This window comes from Devosia lacusdianchii (genome assembly GCF_022429625.1).
GTDB lineage: Bacteria > Pseudomonadota > Alphaproteobacteria > Rhizobiales > Devosiaceae > Devosia > Devosia lacusdianchii.
In genome coordinates this window covers 1542654-1563172 of the sequence record NZ_CP092483.1, presented here as the reverse complement: position 1 = coordinate 1563172, position 20519 = coordinate 1542654, and the positions used below count along the sequence as shown (strand labels likewise).

Annotated in this window: 18 protein-coding genes; 9 read left to right on the top strand and 9 right to left on the bottom strand. The window is 63.3% G+C overall.

Annotated elements, in window-relative coordinates; translation table 11 throughout:
• Positions 1-21: 21 nt before the first annotated feature.
• Positions 22-960, top strand: a complete 939-nt coding sequence (locus MF606_RS07445; protein ID WP_240233176.1) for an alpha/beta hydrolase — start codon at positions 22-24, stop codon at positions 958-960.
• A 186-nt stretch (positions 961-1146) separates the two neighbouring features.
• Here MF606_RS07445 and MF606_RS07440 read toward each other — a convergent pair whose 3' ends face one another.
• From MF606_RS07440 to MF606_RS07430, 3 genes are all read right to left on the bottom strand, one after another.
• Positions 1147-1665, bottom strand: coding sequence for a hypothetical protein (locus MF606_RS07440; RefSeq protein ID WP_240233175.1), 519 nt, complete (start codon positions 1663-1665; stop codon positions 1147-1149).
• A gap of 156 nt (positions 1666-1821) precedes the next feature.
• On the bottom strand, positions 1822-5079 hold the full coding sequence (locus MF606_RS07435; protein ID WP_240233174.1) for an OmpA family protein: 3258 nt from the start codon (positions 5077-5079) through the stop codon (positions 1822-1824).
• A 226-nt stretch (positions 5080-5305) separates the two neighbouring features.
• A complete protein-coding gene (locus MF606_RS07430; RefSeq protein ID WP_240233173.1) occupies positions 5306-6739 on the bottom strand; it encodes a porin in 1434 nt (477 codons plus the stop codon).
• A gap of 450 nt (positions 6740-7189) precedes the next feature.
• Between MF606_RS07430 and MF606_RS07425 the strand changes: the two genes are divergently transcribed.
• The gene (locus MF606_RS07425) at positions 7190-7933 is read left to right on the top strand and encodes an SDR family oxidoreductase (RefSeq protein ID WP_240233172.1); all 744 of its coding nucleotides are present in this window, start codon (positions 7190-7192) and stop codon (positions 7931-7933) included.
• Between the two features lies 1 nt (position 7934).
• Here MF606_RS07425 and MF606_RS07420 read toward each other — a convergent pair whose 3' ends face one another.
• Genes MF606_RS07420 through MF606_RS07405 form a run of 4 tightly spaced genes read right to left on the bottom strand, consistent with a single transcriptional unit; the run spans position 7935 to position 11554 of the window.
• Positions 7935-8558, bottom strand: coding sequence for an NADPH-dependent F420 reductase (locus MF606_RS07420; protein ID WP_240233171.1), 624 nt, complete (start codon positions 8556-8558; stop codon positions 7935-7937).
• Between the two features lie 25 nt (positions 8559-8583).
• A complete protein-coding gene (nagA, locus tag MF606_RS07415) occupies positions 8584-9744 on the bottom strand; it encodes an N-acetylglucosamine-6-phosphate deacetylase (protein ID WP_240233170.1) in 1161 nt (386 codons plus the stop codon).
• Positions 9741-10751 (bottom strand): SIS domain-containing protein, encoded by a 1011-nt coding sequence (locus MF606_RS07410; RefSeq protein WP_240233801.1) that lies wholly within the window; start codon positions 10749-10751, stop codon positions 9741-9743. The genes nagA and MF606_RS07410 overlap by 4 nt, the downstream gene beginning before the upstream one ends.
• 14 nt (positions 10752-10765) lie before the next feature.
• Positions 10766-11554, bottom strand: coding sequence for a GntR family transcriptional regulator (locus MF606_RS07405; protein ID WP_240233169.1), 789 nt, complete (start codon positions 11552-11554; stop codon positions 10766-10768).
• Positions 11555-11874: 320 nt separating this feature from the next.
• On the opposite strand from MF606_RS07405, the gene MF606_RS07400 reads away from it, so the two are divergent.
• The gene (locus tag MF606_RS07400) at positions 11875-12771 is read left to right on the top strand and encodes an N-acetylmuramic acid 6-phosphate etherase (protein WP_240233168.1); all 897 of its coding nucleotides are present in this window, start codon (positions 11875-11877) and stop codon (positions 12769-12771) included.
• Here the strand turns inward: MF606_RS07400 and MF606_RS07395 are convergent.
• Positions 12768-13088 carry a helix-turn-helix domain-containing protein gene (locus tag MF606_RS07395; RefSeq protein WP_240233167.1) on the bottom strand — a complete coding sequence of 107 codons (321 nt, stop codon included), beginning with the start codon at positions 13086-13088 and terminating at the stop codon, positions 12768-12770. The two genes, MF606_RS07400 and MF606_RS07395, sit on opposite strands and share 4 nt — an antisense overlap.
• 162 nt (positions 13089-13250) lie before the next feature.
• On the opposite strand from MF606_RS07395, the gene MF606_RS07390 reads away from it, so the two are divergent.
• Positions 13251-13733: an SRPBCC family protein gene (locus MF606_RS07390; protein WP_240233166.1), complete on the top strand. Its 483-nt coding sequence runs from the start codon at positions 13251-13253 to the stop codon at positions 13731-13733.
• Positions 13734-13821: 88 nt separating this feature from the next.
• The gene (locus tag MF606_RS07385) at positions 13822-14019 is read left to right on the top strand and encodes a DUF2934 domain-containing protein (protein ID WP_240233165.1); all 198 of its coding nucleotides are present in this window, start codon (positions 13822-13824) and stop codon (positions 14017-14019) included.
• 62 nt (positions 14020-14081) lie between these two features.
• Here MF606_RS07385 and MF606_RS07380 read toward each other — a convergent pair whose 3' ends face one another.
• Positions 14082-15995, bottom strand: coding sequence for a DUF5054 domain-containing protein (locus MF606_RS07380; RefSeq protein WP_240233164.1), 1914 nt, complete (start codon positions 15993-15995; stop codon positions 14082-14084).
• 517 nt (positions 15996-16512) lie between these two features.
• Here MF606_RS07380 and MF606_RS07375 point away from each other — a divergent pair.
• Genes MF606_RS07375 through MF606_RS07360 form a run of 4 tightly spaced genes read left to right on the top strand, consistent with a single transcriptional unit; the run spans position 16513 to position 20398 of the window.
• The gene (locus MF606_RS07375; RefSeq protein ID WP_240233163.1) at positions 16513-17661 is read left to right on the top strand and encodes an extracellular solute-binding protein; all 1149 of its coding nucleotides are present in this window, start codon (positions 16513-16515) and stop codon (positions 17659-17661) included.
• Positions 17658-18533 carry an ABC transporter permease gene (locus tag MF606_RS07370; protein ID WP_240233162.1) on the top strand — a complete coding sequence of 292 codons (876 nt, stop codon included), beginning with the start codon at positions 17658-17660 and terminating at the stop codon, positions 18531-18533. Before MF606_RS07375 ends, MF606_RS07370 begins: the two co-directional genes overlap by 4 nt.
• Positions 18534-19352, top strand: coding sequence for an ABC transporter permease (locus MF606_RS07365; RefSeq protein WP_240233161.1), 819 nt, complete (start codon positions 18534-18536; stop codon positions 19350-19352).
• Between the two features lie 8 nt (positions 19353-19360).
• Positions 19361-20398: an ABC transporter ATP-binding protein gene (locus MF606_RS07360; protein WP_240233160.1), complete on the top strand. Its 1038-nt coding sequence runs from the start codon at positions 19361-19363 to the stop codon at positions 20396-20398.
• Positions 20399-20519: the final 121 nt, after the last annotated feature.

Here is a 20519-nt window from a genome sequence, read left to right as displayed (position 1 = left end):
CCGCTGCCTCAAAATGCACGCATGGCCCGCAGCAGAACCAGCCCCCCAGACCACGCCGCCTTCGCCGGCCTACCAATTACCCAGGTCACGCTGGCGGCAGGGTTGCGCGCAGCCGTGCACGTGGCCGGGCGATTGTCGCAGGCGCGACTGCCGGTGGTCTGCATTCCCGGCTATCAGCGCAATATGAGCGACTTCACTGCCTTCGCCGACTATTTTCGACGCATGGGCGGCGGGGAATGGCCGGTGGTGCTGCTCGATCTGCCCGGTCGGGGACGGGCCGACGATCGCTTGCGGGCCGAGGACTACAGCTCATTGGCGGATGCACGGGACGTCGCCTCGATATTGGCGGCGCTCGGCATCAGCCGCGCCATCATTCTCGGACAGGGGCATGGCGGACAGGTGGCGATGGCATTGGCCACGGCGCATCCGCTGCTGATTGCAGGAACCGTATTGCTGGATTCGGGCCCGGTGACGGATTCCCGCGGCATCGTGCGGCTGCGCAATAATCTGCAGCATGTGGAGGGTCTGCGCGGCGCCAAGGTGACCAATGCGGGCTTCCGCCAAATTCTCGCCGGCAATTATCCGGGCCTGCCCGATGACCGGCTCGCGGCGCTGATGGGGCGCAGCCACTATCTCGACAAACGAGGCCGCGCCCGGCCACTTTACGATCAGCGCCTGATCGCAGCCCTGGCGAGCATCAATTTCGACGATGTGCTGACCCCGCAATGGCCGCTGTTCGATGCGCTGACCTGCGCGCCGCTGATGCTGCTGCGGACGCAACTGACCGACCAGCTTCGGCGCGAAACCTTCGATGAAATGGTGCGACGCCGACCCGACGCGACGGCGCTGACAATTGCCGGGCAAGGCTCGCCTGCACTGTTTGACCAGCGCGAGGAAATCGAAGCGGTGGCAGAATTCGTGATCGGCACCAGCACCAGGTTGCTCGGCAAAGCGGCGTAGGGGCTGGTGTGGGTCTAAAGCACGTCGCGTTCGATGAACCTCACCAGCATCCAACCCGCCGGGTCATTCCGGCGAAAGCGGGAAGCCCTGTTTGCTTCCATGCATCAAAAGGTAGGTTCCCGCTTTCGCGGGAATGACCCGGCCGGAAGAACGACTTCGTCCATCGCCGGCCACCCCGGCGAGATATCAAGCCTTCACTTTGCTCAGCTCGATGGCCTGCTCGACCCAGCGCTCGCGCCGGATGCGGCCCTTGAAAGCCAATTGGCCATCGACCCAATCGGCATTGGCCCTGGTCCAGCGGGCAATCTGGTCGAGGTGATAGACGCCCATGGCATTGAGCGATGTCTCGATCTTGGGGCCAATGCCCTTGATTTGCTTGAGATTATCGGCCTGCCCGCCAAGCGGCGCGGCCAGCGCCGCCGGTTTGGGCTCGACCGGCTTAGATACTGGCTTTGCCGAAGCGACGGCCGGCAATGGAGCAGGCTCATCGGCGGATGCGGTTGCGGCCAACCGTGCCGCGGGCGACCGCGGACGCGCCGGCGGGGCCGTTGTGGCGGGAGCGGCTGTGACCAGTGTGGCCGGAACGTTGCGGGTACCGCGCGCCGCATGCAGAACACGGTGCGCGACATAGCCGAGCACGCAGCCGGCCAGATAGGCCACCAGTACCAGTACGGCCGTTTCGCAGATATGCGCCAGGTTGGTCACGCCCAGGTCCTCAGGCCTTTGGCGGCGCAAAGCTGCGCCAGCCAACGATGAGGCCAATCACGCCGACACCGGCCAGGTAGGGCCAGTAGTAGCCCAGCAAAAAGACCACCCCATTCCAGCTCATCACCAACGCCCCCTCCCCCCGTTTAGCGCCGGTCAGTAATGCTCGCCCGTCACCGTCACCACGATGCGCCGGTTCAGCCGCTTTCCTTCTGCGCTTTCGTTATCGGCGATGGGCCTGGACTCGCCGTAGCCGACGGCATAGAGCCGGGCCGGCGTCACGCCGCGTTGCACCAACGCCTCGACGACGGCCTCGGCGCGTGCCACCGAAAGCGCCAGATTCAGCTGCTCGTCGCCATCGGCATCGGTGTGGCCCTCGATATGCACGACGGCATCCGGACAGGCCGACAGATCGGTGGCCAGCTCGGCCAAAGCCGGATCGGACTCGGCGGCGATGATGGCGCGGCCAGACTGGAACAGGATGGCGTTGCGGGCCGAGAAGTCCGCCAATGGCGCCTGGCATGCCGCAATATCCACGGCGGCGACCGGCTCGGATGGCGGGGCGGCGGTCGTCGCGACGGCGGCCACGGCTGGCTCCGGCGCGGGTGGCGGCACGTCGACGGTGAGGCTCCAGCTATTGCCTTCGGGATTCGCCGCCACGGCCGCAACCACCGCGTCGCGAACGGCCTCGTCGGCGGCAATACCCTTGAGGCTCCAGGCGCCCGATGCGAAATCGAGCTGGCCTTCGGTCAACTGCATCAGCGCCCGCAGACCGGCTTCGGCACTCGGCAGGAAGTTCTCTGGTGCGCCCTGCGCAATGCTCACAGCGGCGGTGTCACCATTGGTGATGGCGCCGAGATAGCGCATCGCCGGATCGGCGGGAACCTGCCCGCTGAGAATCACCGTGCCATCGGGCAAGCGGCTGGCCGAGAAGGCGTAAGCCGGATCGATGGACGCGGGTTCGAGCGCGGGCGGCTCAGCCGGCTGTTCGGTGACTACGGCGGCCCCTGGCGCAGGTGGCGGGGTGATCAATGTCAGCAGCCAGGCGTCGGCTGGCGTCGTCGCGGCGGCCAGGGCGGTATCGATCGTGGCAGCGCTATCGGCGTCGCGCAGCTTGCCCTCGAGGCTCCATTGGCTGCCGTCGAACCGGGCAGCGCCCTCGGTGACACCGGCGAGCGCATCGATGGCCGCGAGAACGTCGGTGGCGAAGTTCTCCGGCGCAGTCGGATCGACTGCGGTTTCATCGATCGCGCCCTCCCCGGCTCGCACGGCCAGGAAGCGCTGTAATGCCGCCGCCGGAACCAGGCCCGTCAGGGTGACCTGGCCGTCGGCTGACTTGGTGGCGGACCAGACATAAGGCGTCGTGGCTGCCGGCACCGGCTCGGGCGCTTCGACGGCGATGGACCAGCTGGAGCTGTCGGTGGTGCTGGCCAGCGCGGCCAGGGTGGCGCCGCGCGCTTCCATTGAGGGCGCCGCGCCGGAAATCGACCAGCTTGTGCCATCGAACCGGGCCGAGCCGGCTTCGAGGGCCAGTACGGCATCGAGTGCCGCGGTCGCCGCGGCGATGAAGCCTTCCGGCGCCCCGGCGCCCAGGCTGGTTCTGTCCGTAACCTTATCGCCGGCATGGATTGCGGCGAAGCGCTGAAAGCCAGCGGTCGGGGCATGACCGTTCAGGACTATAGCTCCATCGGCTGTCTTGCTGACGGACCAGATGTATGGCGACACTTGCGGAATTGCGGGAATTGGTTCAGCGACGGCCATGGACCAGCCCGCCGCAGCGAGCTGGCGGGTGACGAAATCGGCGTCGATCGCGCCCTTGTCGATCGCCGACTTGGCGTTGCCCGTCACAGTCCAACCCGTGCCGTCATAGACCACCTTGCCGTCGCTCAGCCATTGCAGCAGGCCGATCCCAGTCTGCGCTGCAGCCACGAAATTGCTCGGTTCACCCGACGCATAGGTCAAGTTCTCGCTGGCCGACGGCCCCGCCGCCGCGAGCAGTGTTGCCTCGACCGTTGGGCTCGGGACCATGCCGGAGAGCGAAATGACGCCGGCCGTATCCTTGGTCGCGGTCCAATTGTATTGCGCAGCGCGGGGCGCCGATATCTCGGCGCGCACCAGCACAAGGCCTTGGGGCGCGCTCGCTGCCATCTCAGCGACGAGGGCCTCGTAGTCCGCGCCCGAACGCGCAACGCCGCTGAGCGTCAGCACATTGTCGCGCAAAGCGAAGCGACCTTCGCTCATGCGCTCGAGTGCAGCGAGCCCGAAATCCATGGCGGACTGGTAACGTTCCGGGGCCCCGCGTCCGAGCTTGAGCCAGGAGATATCAGCCCCTGCTCGCTGACCCAGTGCCTCACGCGTCGCTTCGTCGGGGGCGTAGCCGTCGAAAATCGTCAATCCGCCCGGCTGGCGGGTGGCGCTGGTCCAATAGTCTGAGATGCGTGGCGGATCGAGTACGACAATCGAGCCCGAAGACTCAAGTTGGGCCACGATGTCATCGGCGATTTCGGCAGTTGGAGGCGCTCCGGTGAGCGAACTCTGGCCGTCGGTGATCGTGGCCGCTCCGTATTCAAGTTTTGAGAGTTGCTCGATAAGCTTTTGGGAAAGCTCGGCAAATCCGGCTGGTTCGCCGGAACCCAATGCCAGCCCGGTGGCGACCGGCAGGCCGGCAACATCAGCGCTGCGCAATCGCTCGATCAGCGCTTCGTCGGGCACAAAGCCCTCGACGCTGATCCGGGCGCCATCGGACGAAGCGCTCCATTCGTAGGGCGAAACCAGAGCGGGGCGGATATCGACGGAGCCGAGCGCCACGCCACTGGGGGCCCCTGCCCGCATGATGATGAGCAGATCGCGGAAATCGCGCTCACTTTTGGCCCGACCGGTCAATTCGAGCGTGAGATCGGACAGGGTCACCTGACCCTGATCGAAATGGCTCAGCTGGTCGACCGCATATTGCGCCCCCGCCAGCCAAGTTCGACGTTCGGGCATGCCAGAGCGCAGCTCCAGCCCACCCTCTTCGAGACCGGCACGAGACAATAGCAATTGGCGCGTACGCTCATCGGGTACGCCGCCCGCTATGCTGACGACGCCGTCGTCAATCCGGGCCTCGAACAAATATGGCCGAGAAAGTGGGGCGAGCGTGATGTCCGTCGTAATTGTTCGCACGCCCGACAGGTTGGCCAGCCGAGAAACGGCGGCATCGGCCATTTCCTGATCAGTGGTGGTTCCCGACAGGATCACGTCCCGGGCATCGACAGTCAATTCTGCCCAGTCGTAACCGGCACCCTGCATTGCAGACGCGCCCTGAGCGCCAACATCACTGGCGACATTCGCCGAAGTCATGGTCAGCAACAATGCCGTGCCGCCCAGGACAGTTGCCAGTCCCGGCGCGACCCACTTGAGGAGGTCCCTGATCATTCTCGTCCCAATGCCATGCCGCAATTGGGCCAACGCTAGTGCATTTCGCGATGTGTGGAAACGAAAATGGAAGCCGTAAACCGTTGTTTTTAAAGCATCAATCGGGCCGTCGCCGCCCGATTTTCATGCGTGCAGATGAATCGCGACGAATCACAGTTCCGCGTCCTCAAAATCAGAAAGGCCCGGCGTGAGCCGGGCCTTTCCGTATTGCAGTACGATCCGAGGATTACTCGAACGACTTGGCAGCCTTGAAGGTAACCTTGTAGGCGCTTTCGCTGTTGACTTCGCCCTTGACGGACGAGGTGAAACCGCCGCCAGGAGCCCAATCGAGACCAACGTTGCCGTAGTAGATGTTGTCGCCGGCAGTTGCGGTGGTGACCGCATCGCCGAAGTAACCGCCGATTTCGCCGGTGACCTTGAGGGTCTCGGTGACGGCAGCAACGAGCTGAGCCGAAACCTGGAAGGTGTCGTCCGAAGCGTCGACAGCGAGGCCGTCCTGGAAGTAGCGAGCGCCGAGGTTGATCGACACGCCTTCAGTGACGGTCACACCGATCGAGCCACCAACACCAAAGTCGGTGTAGCTAACAGCGCCAGAGACGCTGGCAACTTCACCCGACAGGGCGATCTTGAACAAATCGAAGGTGCCTTCGACGCTGACCAGGGCGTTCAGGAGGTCCTGCTCGCCGAACACGCCAGCAGCAATGCCCTTGCGGCCAAGAGCGGTCTGGCCGTTGAACTTCACGTTATCCCAGTAAGCGATAGCGCCACGAACCTTGAAGGCGTCGAACGTGCCGGTCGCACCAGCATGCACAGCCCAAGATTCAACCGTACCGTCGAGGATGCCGAAGGCAGCGCCAGTCAGGTGAGCGGTGAGGTTTTCGCCAGCGTAGCTAACAACGCCAACGAGCGTGCCGTGGGTGAAGGGAGCATTTGCGGCCGACAGCGGCAGCGGGTCGCTGCTACCGTTCAGGTTTTCGAGACCAACACCGACGCTAACGCCGTTGCCGAGATCAGAAACGACCTGGATGACATGGCCGCCGAGATAGGTGGTGTCACCGTCGATGCCAACGCCCTTGCCGTCGATACCGTCGGAGCCGAACAGGCCGAGATAGTTGAAGGGCTCGTCGTCGCCCAGGTTCGCGATCGAACCCTTCTTACCAGCCATGATGACGGTCGAGTCGCCGATCGAGACGTAAGCCTCATCGATGTAGACGCCATCGCGTTCGCCATCGTTGTCGACAACAGTGTCCACACCAGCAACGGCGTCGAGTTCGCCACGGTTAACGCGGGTGAATTCGATCGACTTGAGCTTGATCACAGCCTTGGCAGGACCAAAGTCCGACGAAGCGGTGCCAACAAACTTGAGCCAGGCTTCAACCTTGCTGTTCCAGTCGGTCGGAGCATTGCCGATCGAGACAGCGCGGTTGCTGTCGTGAGTGCGAGCGACGGTGGCTTCGGTGCGGAAATCGCCCCAGTTGAATTCGTAGGAGACGCCGCCCGAGATCTGCAGGCAGTTGGTGTCGGACGAAATGGTCAGGCCCGACAGGCCCAGCTCGTCGCAGACGTCCAGCGAGGTGAGGACGCCCAGATCGGCAGCGAAGCCAGCGGTCGAGAGACCGGCAGCAGCAACAGAACCGAGGATAAGGCTCTTGAGTTTCATTAGTTGACCTCCAAAGTCAGTCATTCTTGGTGCCGGTTGCCCAGCAGGTTTGTCGTAACGCGACCACACTATTCGTGGTGCAGTGTGTTGCCGTCGCGCTGCGACCGACAAACGATCCCATGCATGGATTCGCAAGACCCACTCTACGCATGACGGAAAATGACGCAATCGCGCAAAAGCCGTTTTGCCGGGCAGGCAATATGGTTGCGAACCGGATGTTGCAGATTCAGCACACAGATGGAAACCACCTGTTAACCCGGCTAAATGAAGCGTTAAATTCCGCAGCTTTTGAAGGGTTTAGTGGCAGTTTGGCGCTTCAGGAAAGCGTCTGCCAGGCCGTTTTCCCGCTAAAAGGCCGGGACACACACGGAGCGCTTGAGTGGTGGCAATGTGGACGGAATCGGGAATCAGGGTGGCAGTCCGAACAGGGGCGCCACAATTGGAGGAAGCATGGCGAACAAGGGTAAGGTGGCCGTAATCACCGGCGGGAGCTCGGGGATCGGCAAGTCGGCGGCGCTGGGTTTCGCCGCGGCGGGCTATGAGGTGGCGATCTGTGGCCGTCGCGCCGATGCGTTGCAGGCCGTGGCAGCCGAAACGCGCGGTTACTGGGGCGAATGCGACGTGACGGACCCAACGGCGGTGGCGCATTTCTTCACCGGCGTGAAGGAGCGGTATGGCCGCGTCGATGTCGTCTTCAACAACGCCGGGCGGTTTGCGCCGGCGACGTCGTTTGGTGATCTCGATGTCCTGACCTGGCAGGAAATGATCAATACCAACCTCAATGGCGCGTTCTATGTGGCGCGCGAGGCGTTCCGTGCCATGCGCGATCAGAGCCCGCAGGGCGGGCGGATCATCAACAATGGTTCGATCTCGGCCTATGTGCCCCGGCCCGGTGCCGCGTCATACACGACGTCAAAGCATGGCATTACCGGATTGACCAAGGCGATCTCGCTTGACGGCCGGGCCTTTAACATCGCCTGCGGGCAGATCGATATCGGCAATGCCGCTACCGACATGACCAGCCACATGAATAGCGGCTCGCTGCAGGCCAATGGCACGATTATGCCGGAACCGACTTTCGATGTTGCGCATGTGGTGGAGGCCTTGCTCTATATGGCCGGCTTGCCGCTATCAGCCAACGTGCAGTTCATGACGGTGATGGCGACGACCATGCCCTATATCGCGCGCGGCTAATTCAGCCCTGGCCGCGCAGGAAGGCGAAGTTGAAGTCGGTGATGCCCAGCGCGCCATAGATCTCTACCCAGAGCGCGACGAAGTGCTCGGGGCCGCGGGCAGAAGCAATGCCGCCGAGGTCGACGATGGATTTCCAGCCGAAACCGGCGAGCAGGTCGACCACGGCCGCCTTGGCTTCGGCGTCGTCGCTCGATACGAAAACCGTGTGATTGCCCGGCAGGCGGGCGGGATCGGTCATAAGCTCGGCCGAGACACAGTTGAGCGTCTTGACCACGCGCGCGTTTGGAAAGGTGCGCTGAACCGTCAGGCCCAGCGAGCCCTTGTCGCTGGGATCGGGGACCGGCAGATTGGAGATGTCGATGACGATCTTGCCATCAAGCGCGTCCGGCCCGGCAGAACGAAGGGTTTCGATGGTATGGGCGCCGTCCACGCAGACGAAAAGCCACTCGCCATGCCGGATCGCATCGGCAAAAGCGCCCGCCTTATTGCCGGTGTCCCTAGCAAAGGCTTGAGCCTTTTCGTTGGTCGCGGACCGAGCGCCCATCAGCACGTCATGGCCGTCGGAAGCCAGCTTGCGCGCAAGAGCCTGACCGACTTCGCCGGTGCCGAGAACGCCAATCTTCATCGCTCAAACTCCGCTGTTGGGGCGGCTAAGCTTGAAACGCCCTGTTGCCGTTGATCCAGGTGGACCGCACCTGCCGTTCATCGGACAAATGCACGAAGCTTGCAAAGGCTCCAGCGCCGAGGTGGCCGTATTCGGCCTGGATGCCCATCGCCTCGGCCGGATAGAGCGAGGCCATGCGGACGGCCTCGTCGAGGCTTAGGCCGATCGTCGTATGCATGAACTCGACGGCATCAATCATATCGAGATCGGCGCCGGCCAGCGTGCCATCAGCCAGGCGCAGGGCGCCATCGGCGCGGGTGATGGTGCGGCCGTTGAGCGTCAGCGTCTGGATATCCGTACCCGTCTGCGACATCGCGTCAGTCACAAGGAAAATGCGGCCCGGGCCCTGCTTGGCGCGCAGGGCGATTTCGATCGAGGCCGGGTGGACATGGATGCCATCGGCGATGAGGCCGGCAAAGACACCCTCGGTGGTGAGCACCGATCCGACCACGCCGGGTTCGCGGTTGCCGATCTGGCTCATGGCGTTGAACAGGTGCGTGGCCATGGTGGCGCCCGATGCGAAGGCGGCGCGCGTGGTGTCGGTGCCGGCATCGGAGTGGCCGATGCTGACGGTGATCCCGGCGCCCGAAAGAGCCGCGATCTGTTGCGGTGTCACGGTTTCTGCGGCCACGGTGCAGAGCAGGTTGGGCAGATCGGCGCGGGCGGCGATGAGACGCGCGAGGTCGCTGTCGTCCATCGGGCGGATCAGTGCCGGATCATGCGTCCCCTTGCGCGCCAGCGACAGGTGGGGGCCTTCGAGGTGGAGGCCGATGAAGCCGGGCACCGCTTGCTCGGTCGCGGCCTTGCCGGCGGCGATGGCGGCGATGTTGACCTCGACCGTGTCGGTGATCAGCGTCGGCAGCAGTGCCGTGGTGCCGAACTGGGCGTGCACGGCGCAGATGGCGCGGATCGCTTCGACGGTCGGCTCATTGTTGAACAGGATGCCGGCGCCGCCATTGACTTGCAGATCGATGAAGCCGGGCACGACCATGCCGCCATCAAGATGGACGGTTTCAGCATTCGCTGGAACCGCGTTCGACGGAACGATGCCGGCGACATGGCCGAACTCGACCAGCAGCGCGGCATCGTCATGCCAGTCGTGCCCGTCGAAGATGCGGGCACCCGAAATGGCGACGAGATCACTCATACCGTTTCGGTGACCTTCTTGAGAGCTGGGGGCACATCGGGGTTGAAGCCGCGATGGCGGGACAGCGCTTCGACAAAGCCATAGAAGGAGACGATCAGCGCCAGCGGATCGGTGACCGAATGGCCGGTCGCCGCGAATGGCAAGGCCCTGGCAGCGCCAGGACGATCGCTGGTGAGGAAGGCGAGAGCGCCCTGCCCGGCCAGCTTGTGCGCCATATCGGCCACGGAGGCTTCGGCAGCGTCGCGGGCCGCGAGCCCCAGCACGGGATAGCCCGGAGTTACGATGGCGACCGGGCCGTGCATCACCTCGGCAGCGCTATAGGACTCGGCCTGGATGTTGCAGGTTTCCTTGAATTTCAACGCCGCTTCATTGGCGATGGCGAAGCCGGGGCCTCGACCGAGCACGTAGAGGGCGTTCTGGCCATCGAGCGCGCCGATCATTTCGGACCAGTCGCATGCGACGGCCTTAGCGAGCGAGTTGGGAAGATCGCTGATGGCGGTGCTGAGGGACTGGTCGCCACTCCAGCGGGCGATCAGCGAGAGGCCGGCCACGACAGAGGTCACGAACGTCTTGGTGGCCGCAACGCTCTTCTCGATGCCGGCATGCAGGTCGATGGTGAAGTCGGACGCCGCGGCCAGCGGGGAGTCGGCGGTGTTGGTGATGGCGATGGTGATCGCGCCGGAGCGGCGCACCGACTGGGCCATGCCGACGATGTCAGGCGATTTTCCCGACTGCGAGATAGCGATGGCCGCGCTGCCCGGCAGCTTGAGATCCTTGCCGTAGATGGATGCAACCGATGGGCCGATGGACGCGACGGGTACGCCCAGGGTCAACTCGATAGCGTATTTAAGGTAGGAGCAGGCGTGATCGGACGAACCGCGGGCGACAGTGGCAACCAGCAGCGGATCGCGGTCACGCAAAGCGGCAGCGGCCGCATCGAGTACGGGGCCACTTTTGTCGAGGAAGGTGGCGACGACGCTGGGAATAGCCTCGACTTCTTGCCGCATATAGGTCTGGTTCGTCACGTCTTGGTGCCTCCAGTGGAAGGAGAGTCGCCGATCCTGAGTTCGGCGACAAAGTCATAGGTATCGCCCCGATAGATGGAGCGGGTGAATTCGATGACGCGCCCCGAGGCGAGATAGGACGTGCGCTCGATATTGAGGCCTGCCGATCCGACCGGGACTTGCAGCAGGAAGGCGTCCTGTTCGTCGAGATTGGCCGCCCTTATGCGCTGAATGGCGCGGATCGGGCGATTGCCTGATTTATCGAGGTGCTTGTAGAGCGAGTCGGCGATCGCCTTGGGATCGGGCAAGACCCGAGCCGAAAGGCTGGCGCGCTCGATAGCGAGCGGCGTTTCGCCGGTGAGGCGCAGGCGCGAAATGCGCGCCACCTGATCGCCCGATGACAGGCCCAGAATGACGGTTTCTTCAGGCGACGGCAGATAAAGGCCGCGATCGAGCCATTCAGCGCGCACCGCCATGCCGCGGCGTGCCATATCTTCGGTAAAGGATGTGAGTTGGGACAGCGATTGTTCGACGCGCTGGGTCAACGGGGCCACGAAGGTGCCCGAACCGTGGCGCTGCACGAGCACCCCGTCCTTGACCAATTGCAGCACCGCCTTGCGAACGGTGACGCGGGAGACATCGACCTTGGTGGCAAGATCGCGTTCGGACGGCAGGGCGTCGCCGGGGTTGATCTCGCCCCTGTGGATGGCGTCCTCGATCCAGCGCTTGAGCTGCAGGTAAAGCGGGCCGCCGGACGGCAGCACTACCGGACCATCGGCAAAAAAACTGTTGGAGAGGTCGGTCACTCTTCTACCCCCGGCTGCGCATGCGTAGGCTGGTTGCTGCGGAGCCTTTCGAAAAGCCTACTCATTTGCTTCGCCCTAGCCCCGATCCGCGATGCATATCACTAAAAATCCGCGATTTCTCCAACCCTTCCCCCGCGACCAACATGATACCAATAAAATACCATTCACCAAGCCCTAATGTGAAATTATGCACGACAGGGGTATCAGACTGGGATTCCTGAGCTTTTTGGCAGAACTCTCGATGCTGAGCGGACGGCTTTCTTGGCCCGGCTAGACAAGTGGTATTTTTTTGGCATCATTACCATGACTGGAGTATTGGCATGAGTGCAACGCAAACCGAGATGACACATGTCCACGCGGCGGGCTTCGACACCTTGCCGGCCAATGAGGCTTTGTCGATTCTCGCCCGGGCCCAGGTAGAAGCCGCCGAAGCTGTGGAACACGCGGTGCCGCAAATCGCGGCGGCGGCAGAACTGGCGGCCAAGAGCATCGCGGGCGGCCATCGGCTGATCTACGCCGCGGCCGGTAGCTCAGGCTTGATGGCGCTGGCCGACGCGCTCGAAATACCAGGCACCTATGGCATTGCACGCGATCGCATCAAGGTGCTGCTGGCCGGCGGGGTCGCGGCGCTTACCGACATGGAGGGCGGTCCCGAGGATGACGCCGACGCGGCGCGCGCGGAAATCGCGGCGGCGGGCGTTGGCCCCGGCGATTGCGTCATCGCGCTCACCGCAAGCGGCTACACGCCCTACCCCATGGCGGCTGTTGAGGCAGCGCGCGCGGCAGGAGCGAGCACGGTGGGCCTTTCCAACAATCACGGCGCGCCCTTGTTCGACAAAGTTGATGTCGCGGTGTGCCTCGCGACGCCACCCGAGGTGATCGCCGGCTCGACCCGTATGGGTGCGGGAACAGCGCAGAAGATCGCGCTCAACATGCTGTCGACCATGATGGCGATCCATCTGGGACATGTGCATGACGGCTTCATGGTCAATCTGATCGCCGACAATATGAAGCTACGCGGTCGCGCCAAGGGGATCGTCATGGCGGTCGGAGCTGTGGATGACCAGAAAGCCGCCGCGGCGCTGGAACAGGCGCACGGCGCAGTCAAGGTGGCAATAGTGCTTGCCGCCGGAGCGGATGGCGTTGACGCCGCGCGGAGGCTGCTGGCCGAGAATGATGGCAAGCTGCGGCCCGTGCTGAGCGCGCTGGGGCGCTAGACGATATCGTCTTCGCCGGTGGCGCCGCCCTCCCCTTCCCAAGTCTGAATGCGCTTGACCGTCTGACGCGGAAACTTGAGACGCACGCCGACGCCCTCCCCACCCTGTTCGGGCAGGAAGAGCACGCCGTTGGCTTCCAGCGCCGTGCGGATGGCGCGATGGCAATCGCTATCGGGCCGCAGCGTTTCCGCCTCGAACTGCTCGATTTCTGACTGCGGCATGTTGGTGGCTTCGGCCAGTGCCGCGACAGACCAGCCGATAAGGGCACGGCCAGCACGACTTTGCGGCGCGGTGACGGCTGGCAGCGGGTCGGTCATAGCGGCAATCCTCTTTCAAACAGGGGCAGAGAGAACATGCTCGACGGGCAGCTGCCAAGCTTCGCGCAGAAAAAATGTAAAAAAGCGAACAAGGCCTGTCGAAGCCAGAATGCTTCGCTCGTCGCTTGGATAGAACTGCACCAAGACCGAGAGAGAAACGAAATGACCACCACCCTTCCCACCCAGGATACGGATCGTGACCTCGTGCTGACCCGCGTGCTCAATGTCCCGCGCGAAAAGGTCTATCAGTGCTGGACGCAGCCCGAGCTGATGAAGCAGTGGTTCGCGCCCCGCCCGTGGACCACACCCAAGATCGAGATCGACCTGCGTCCTGGCGGCGCCAATGTTGTCACCATGGCGGACGAGAATGGCACCGAATACCCCAATCCCGGCCAGTATCTGGAGATCGTCCCGAACGAAAAACTGGTCTTTACCGACGCTTTCGTCGGGGACTGGGCTCCGTCGGGCAAGCCGTTCTTCACCGCCATCCTTACCTTCGAGGATGGCGGCAACGGCAAGACCAAGTACACCGCCGTGGCGCGGCACTGGACTGCCGAGGACGCCGCCAACCACAAGAAGATGGGTTTCCACGAAGGCTGGGGCCTCTGCGCTACCCAGCTCGAAGAAGTGGCCTCCCGCCTCTGAATTCTACGCAACCGGCAAGGCCGGACGACGTTCTCCCCCGAGCGCGGCGCCACAAGGCGCCGTGCTTAGGGCTGGAGGATTGACCATCATGAATACGCTGCAAGACGACGCCATCCGCGACCGGGCCTATGCCCTGTGGGTCGAGGCCGGATCGCCCGAGGGCAACGACCTAGAATACTGGCACAGGGCGGAGCGCGAGTTGGCAGAAGAGGCCGGCCTCGACACATCCGAGGCGGCCGCCGAAATCGCACAACCGACGCCGCCAGCAGGAACGCTGACGCACTAGGATTCGGCCCACAGGCCAGTTTTGGGCACCGCGCCATTCCCGAATGGCGCGGCGGTTCGACCTCAGCTCTCGCCGAGCTGCAGCACCATGCGGGTGACGAACGTACCCTCGCACCACATGGCGAAGTTGGTGCCCCATTTGTTGTTGTGAATGTTGATGCGAATGCCTGACGCGAAATCGGGGCGTTCCGGCTGGAATGGCATGAAGGGGCTCGATGCGGGGCTGATGAGGGCGCTATCCAGCAAAGTCGCGGTCAGCGTGGTTGAACCCAGCTTGCTGCGCACGGCCTCGACGGCTTGAAGCTGACCGCCGCCGCGACGGGCGATGTCGCCCCCCTGGTGCCAGAGCCCCATCTTGCGGAGCTCCCAGCCCTTCGCGCTTGCCGGGGTCAGTGACAGAAAGCTCGCCTCAGGCATGCGGTTGGCGGGTTTGTCGCGCAAGGTGAGGGTGATTTCCAGCCTGGTGGCATCAAGCGCGCGGATAGAGAAATCGTGCCTTACCGGTCCGCCCAATTGCTTGTGGGCGAGGTCGGGCAAGGCGCCCTGCCCGGCGCCGAGATGGCGTGGGGTGAAAACCTGGGTGACCGCCGTGGCGGCGTTGGCGAGGCCGGGCTTGTCATGATCGAGAATGGCCCATTCGGCCCGGTGCTGCAGGTAGGTATCGAGGTGACGCTGCAGCTCTATCGAGTCGTAGCTCTCGTAGCGGTAGCCGAGCAGCGAGCCATCAATGCCTTCAACGATGGTGCCGCCTGGGGTGGCAATGCGGGCGATGTCGCCGGTTTGGGGATCGAAGGTGACAGACCAGCCGCTATCGGTGGCCTCAAGCGCCGCGCCTTGCGGAACCGATGGCGGGGCCAGTTCGGCGAGGGCGCTATCCGCGGCGGCCCGATCGATCGCCTCAAGGCTCTCGAGCGCGGTATCCACGTAGGCGCGCTGTTCGGCCCAGGATTGCTCGGTATAGGCGAAGCGATAGTCGCTGGCCCGGGCGGCTTCGAAGGCGGGGCGATCCCACGCCGTGTCGTCGCGAAGGTAGGTCTTGATGTCGACACCCCAGGTATGTTCGGCAACCATGGTCAGGTTACGCCCGAAAGCCAGCCGGCTCGGGGTGAGGTCGTCGGCAAAGGTGTCGTAGAGGCGCTGGAGGGCGCGGAAGCGGGCGAGCTTTTGCGGATCGGTGGCGGTGCCGAAAATCCAGCTGTCGCCGATCTCCTGGGTGATAACGGGCAGGCTGTCGCGGCGCGCCCACATCTCGGCGCCAAAGGCGTCCAGCGTGGAGGCGCCTATGTCGGCGTCCGGGTGCGCATGGTGCAGGCCTCGTAGCGCCTCGACGGTCTGGCCGACGCTTTGCGGGCCGATATTGTCGTTGGTGTGGGCAAAGCTCAGGCCGATATCGTCGCCGGCGGGGAAATCGGTCTCGCCGTAGGACGCCTGATACATGACGACCAATTCGGAACCGTCGGGCGCGCGCCAGCGGAAGATCGGCGGGACGTCGGGCACGGGGCTCGCAGTATTGACGCCAAGGTGCAGGAACTTGACGCCGGCTTCGGCCAGCAGCGGCACCATGCCCAGCGTGTGGCCGGGAACGTCGGTCATCTTGGCGGCGATGCTGGTCTTGCCAAAGCGCCTGTCGAGTTCCTGAGCGTAGCTCAGACCGGCGCGAAACAGGGCGGGCGACATCAGCTCGGTATGGGTGGTGAAGGGCAGCGCATGCCAGGCGATGAGGCCGCGCTCGATGGCCCGCTCCAGCCGCTTGATGCGCGCCGCATCCTGGCTGTTGAGATGATCCCAGATCAGCCAGGCGCCGGTGGTCCAGATGAAGGCGGGCGCCTGCGGGTCCTCGGCGAAGAAGTGCTCGCCGGTGGCGATGGCGTGGGGAATGAACTGCTCGTGGTACTGCCGGCGCACATTGGCCGCGTGGTCAGTGAAGCCGATATCGAGGTGGGTCTTGAAGACCAGATGGATACGTTTGCGGGTCATCAAAATCTCCTGGCGTCGTCAGGCACACCTTAGCGGAACAAATATTTCAATATCGGAACACGATCTAACACACGTTCGAACGGCGAGTGTCGGCGACGAATAGAGCCGGATTCGACCTGTCGCTCCATATGGTCACGCCAGCGCCCATCGCGGCAAGAGCCGTGTTATCGCGAGCGGAGAGATGGATGGGGCTGCGGCCGATGCGGTGGCGTATCTCAAGCTCTCACGCAACATCACTTTCAATATCAAGGACGTATGTTGTCACACTCCTGATCACTGGCGGCCGCATGATGGTGATGTTCTGGACGACTGCCTCGTGTAACACGACTGTCGCAAAGCTGTGATTTGTACGCCGCTGTCGCGATCTCGACAGGCGATTGGTTTCTGCTTGCATAATCTCCGGACCGGTAGTTAGCTGATTTCCGGGAGAGGTCGACGCTAGATCGATGAAACCTACGGGCGTAACTGACCGTCTTGTGGAACATCCGTTCCAAGGAACGGACTTTGGGAGATGACAATGAAACGGCGTGATTTCATGCTCGCGGCCGGCGCTACTGCCGGTGCTCTTATGCTGCCCCGCATGTCGTTTGGCGCTGAAGGCACCATCGACTGGTACACCAGCTCGGACCAGAATGTGCTCGACTTCTGGACCAATGTGGTGAAGCCGAAGTTTGAGGCCGCCAATGCCGGCCTGACGCTGAACCTGGTTGACGGTGGCGACGGCGCCGGCGTGGCGGCCATCGGCGATCGTGCGCTTGCCGCACTCGCTGGTGGTGGTGATCCGCAGGCCGACATCTTCGAAGGCTTCGACACCCGCGTAACGGTGGATGGCATTGCCAAGGGCCTCTATGTCGATTTCGAGACGGCCGGCCTTTCCAACTATTCCAAGATCAATCCGCTGGCCTTCGACATTCCGACCAACCTGCCGTACCGCGGTTCGCAGGTGCTGCTGGCCTACGATACCACTAAGCTTGACCCGGCCAACGCGCCCAAGACCTGGGCCGACCTGGTTGCCTGGATCAAGGCGAATCCCGGGCAGTTCATCTATAACCGTCCCAACAAGGGTGGTTCGGGCGGCAACTTCGTGCGTCGCGCGATTTTCGAAGCCAATGGCAACGATCCGACCAAGTTCACCGTCGACAACTACACTGCGGAACTCGGCGAAACCACGCTGAACCCGGCCTGGGATATCCTGATGGACCTGGCTCCGTCATTGTTCGATGGCGGCGCTTACACGTCGGGTAATACTCAATCTCTACAGCTGCTCGGCCAGTCGGCAGTGACCATGATCCCGGCCTGGTCGGACCAGGCGCTGTCGGCCATCGCCCAGGGCGTACTGCCCGAAACGACCGGCCTGGTGCAGCTTTCGGACCTTGGCCTGCCCGGCGGCTTCACCAAGATCGCCGTGCTCAGCAATGGTGTGAACAAGGAAGCGGCCCTGAAGCTGGCCGACTTCGTACTCAGCGAAGAAATCCAGTCGGCGGTTCTCACCGAGCTCGGAGGCTTCCCCGGCGTGTCGTGGGACTACGTCGCGGCCGACCTGCGCGAGAAGTTCAAGGATATCATCCCGTCCACCATCCCGACCTTCCCGGGTGGCGATTGGGAAAAGGCCGTCAATGACGGCTGGTATCGCGCTGTTGCTCCGAACGTGGACCCGGCCTCGTGACCACTGACACCGCGAGCGCCCTGCCGCCCGCCCCCGCACAGAGCAAGAGGCCAATTGGCCTCTTGCTCGTCGCTGCGCCCGTATTGCTGGTCATCTGGCTCATCATCTGGCCGATTATTTCGGCCGTGGTGCAGACCCTGTGGGTGAAGACACCTGAGGGCAGCGCTTTTTCGATCGAGACCTATCGCTTCTTCTTTTCGGATGGCTACAGCCTCTCGAACCTGTCCATAACGCTATGGACCACCGGCGTATGCGCCATTCTGCTGCTGCTCGTGTGCCTGCCGATCGCGCTTTACCTGCGCTTTTCGGACAGCCGCGTGGCCGGTTATGTACAAAGCCTCGCCATCTTCCCGATGTTCGTGCCCTCGATCATCCTCAGCTTCGCGTTCATCCGCGTGCTCGGACCAAACGGCACGGCGGATCTATTGCTTAACGCTGTCGGCATGCCAAAAATTCGCTCGCCCTATCTGACGCCGTGGGGCCCGGTCATCGGGCTGGTGTGGGACAATATTCCGTTGACGGTGCTGATCCTGCTGTCGGGATTGGGCAGTATTTCCAACCAGGCGATCGAAGCCGCCCGTGACGTCGGCGCCGGCAAGTTCGCCTTGCTCTGGCACATCATCCTGCCGCGCATTTCCAACTCGATCCTGGTGGCGATTTCGTTTGCCGTGCTCGGCATCTTCTCGGCCTTCACCCTGCCCTATGTGCTGGGTCCGGCGGCGCCGGAAATGATGGGGCCGTTCATGCAGCGCACCTTCCGCGAGCTGTTCGAGCCGCAGACGGCCATCACCCAGGCGGTGATCACGTTCGGTTTCTGCATCATCTTCGGGCTCTTTTATGTGCGCTCTGTCGCCAAGAACCAGGCGGCATAGATGACCACACTCGTTCGCCGTCGCATCGACTGGACCGGCATCGCCTTCGCGGCGGTGCTGACGCTGGTCATCGTGCTGCCGCTGGTGGTGGTCGGCACCTGGGCCTTCACCAATGTGTGGCGCTACCCCGCGCTGATCCCACAGGAATTCGGGCTCAGGTTCTGGGGCCAGACATTGGCGCGCGCCGATGTGTGGACCTCAATCACCATGAGCCTGACGCTGGCAGCGACCGTGACGCTGCTGTCGGCCATCATCTGCCTGCCGGCAGCCTATGCGTTTGCACGGCTGGATTTTCCCGGGCGCAGCATCCTGTTCTTCTCGTTCCTCGCCGGGCACGCGTTCCCCAAATTCGGCCTGCTGGTGGCCATTGCCGGCATCTTTCTGCAGCTCAACCTGATCGGCACGTTCTGGGGCGTCGTGCTGATCCAACTCGTGGGCACGCTGCTGTTCATGATCTGGATTCCTGTGGCGGCCTTCCAAGCCGTCGACCGGCGCATGGAAGAGGCGGCGCGCGATGTCGGCGCCGGGCCGTTCCGCGTGTTCTGGTCGATCACCCTGCCTCAGGCGGGGCCGACCATCGCTGCGGCCATCCTGCTCAGCTTCGTTGGCACATTCTATGAGACCGAGGGCGCCTGGCTGATCGGGGCGCCGCAGGTGCGCACGCTGCCGGTGCTGATGATCTCGTTCATCAACAATCAGCCGGTGATCCAATATGGCGCGGTGCTGTCGGTGATCTTGTGGGTGCCCAGCTTCATTGCGCTGCTGTTTGCCCGCCGGGTCGTCAATTCCGGTTCGTTTGCCCGCGGCTTCGGCGGCTAGGAAAAGTTATGTCCGTTCTCAAGATCAAAGACGTTTCCAAGATTTTTCCCAATGGCACAAAGGCCGTCGACAGCTTCTCGCTCGACGTGGCCGATGGCGAGCTGGTGTGTTTGCTCGGGCCGTCGGGTTCGGGGAAATCGACACTTTTGCGCATGGTTGGCGGCTTTGAGACGCCGACATCGGGACTGATGACCATCGATGGTGAGGACATCACCTTCATCCCGCCGGAGAAGCGCCCGACCGGCATGGTGTTCCAGAGCCATGCGCTGTGGACACATATGAATGTGTTCAAGAACCTGGCCTTCGGCCTGAAGCTGCGCAAGGTGGCGCCGGACGAGATCAAGCGGCGGGTGGAAGCCGTGCTCGATCTGGTAGGGCTCAATGGCTACGGCACGCGCGCCGTGACCCAGCTTTCGGGTGGGCAGCAGCAGCGCGTGGCGCTGGCGCGGTCCCTGGTGCTGGAGCCCAAAATTCTGCTGCTCGACGAGCCTTTTGCGAGTCTGGACCAGCACTTGCGCGAAAGACTTCGCGAAGAGGTGCGGGACATTCAGCAGCGGCTCAAGATCACCACGCTGTTCGTGACCCACGGTCAGGACGAGGCGCTGTCGATGGCCGACCGTATCGTCGTCATGCGCGATGGCAAGACCGAGCAGATCGATCGGCCGGACATCGTGTATCGGGAACCGCAGACGCCGTTCGTGGCCGGCTTTATCGGTACGATGAACCTGGTCGAAGGCACTGTGTCCAATGGCATTTTCAGCAAGGCGGGGTATTCGACACCCCTGCCCGTCAGCGACGGCCCGGCGACCCTGGCCATCCGTCCCGAAGCGCTGGACTTGGCCGTGGCAACCGAAGGCAGCCAAGGCAAGGTGCACCGGGTGACCGACTATGGCACGCATGGGCTGGTTGATCTGGAACTGCTCGATGCGACGCGCATCAAGGCGATGGTGTCTCACCCGGATATGTTCAGGCCGGGCCAGGGGGTGACGCTGTCACCGCGGGCGATTGCGGCCTATCGCGACAATGCGGTGATCCACCGGGCTTAAGCGGTGGGCCTCACGTCCATCCGACTTCCAGTTCCGTCGTCGTTGCCCGGCTTGTCCGGGCAACCCAGCGGTGCCGCAGCATAACATAGACCACCCGGACCCGGGTGGTGACGGCACCGAG

Bases quoted from the DNA above. Each gene is read 5' to 3' on its own strand.
- MF606_RS07360 (WP_240233160.1), top strand. From the start codon at position 19,361: ATGTCCGTTCTCAAGATCAAAGACGTTTCCAAGATTTTTCCCAATGGC.
- MF606_RS07390 (WP_240233166.1), top strand. From the start codon at position 13,251: ATGACCACCACCCTTCCCACCCAGGATACGGATCGTGACCTCGTGCTG.
- MF606_RS07395 (WP_240233167.1), bottom strand. From the start codon at position 13,088: ATGACCGACCCGCTGCCAGCCGTCACCGCGCCGCAAAGTCGTGCTGGC.
- MF606_RS07410 (WP_240233801.1), bottom strand. From the start codon at position 10,751: ATGCGGCAAGAAGTCGAGGCTATTCCCAGCGTCGTCGCCACCTTCCTC.
- MF606_RS07435 (WP_240233174.1), bottom strand. From the start codon at position 5,079: ATGATCAGGGACCTCCTCAAGTGGGTCGCGCCGGGACTGGCAACTGTC.
- MF606_RS07445 (WP_240233176.1), top strand. From the start codon at position 22: ATGGCCCGCAGCAGAACCAGCCCCCCAGACCACGCCGCCTTCGCCGGC.
- MF606_RS07385 (WP_240233165.1), top strand. From the start codon at position 13,822: ATGAATACGCTGCAAGACGACGCCATCCGCGACCGGGCCTATGCCCTG.
- MF606_RS07420 (WP_240233171.1), bottom strand. From the start codon at position 8,558: ATGAAGATTGGCGTTCTCGGCACCGGCGAAGTCGGTCAGGCTCTTGCG.
- MF606_RS07365 (WP_240233161.1), top strand. From the start codon at position 18,534: ATGACCACACTCGTTCGCCGTCGCATCGACTGGACCGGCATCGCCTTC.
- MF606_RS07380 (WP_240233164.1), bottom strand. From the start codon at position 15,995: ATGACCCGCAAACGTATCCATCTGGTCTTCAAGACCCACCTCGATATC.
- MF606_RS07430 (WP_240233173.1), bottom strand. From the start codon at position 6,739: ATGAAACTCAAGAGCCTTATCCTCGGTTCTGTTGCTGCTGCCGGTCTC.
- MF606_RS07375 (WP_240233163.1), top strand. From the start codon at position 16,513: ATGAAACGGCGTGATTTCATGCTCGCGGCCGGCGCTACTGCCGGTGCT.
- MF606_RS07425 (WP_240233172.1), top strand. From the start codon at position 7,190: ATGGCGAACAAGGGTAAGGTGGCCGTAATCACCGGCGGGAGCTCGGGG.
- nagA (WP_240233170.1), bottom strand. From the start codon at position 9,744: ATGAGTGATCTCGTCGCCATTTCGGGTGCCCGCATCTTCGACGGGCAC.
- MF606_RS07400 (WP_240233168.1), top strand. From the start codon at position 11,875: ATGAGTGCAACGCAAACCGAGATGACACATGTCCACGCGGCGGGCTTC.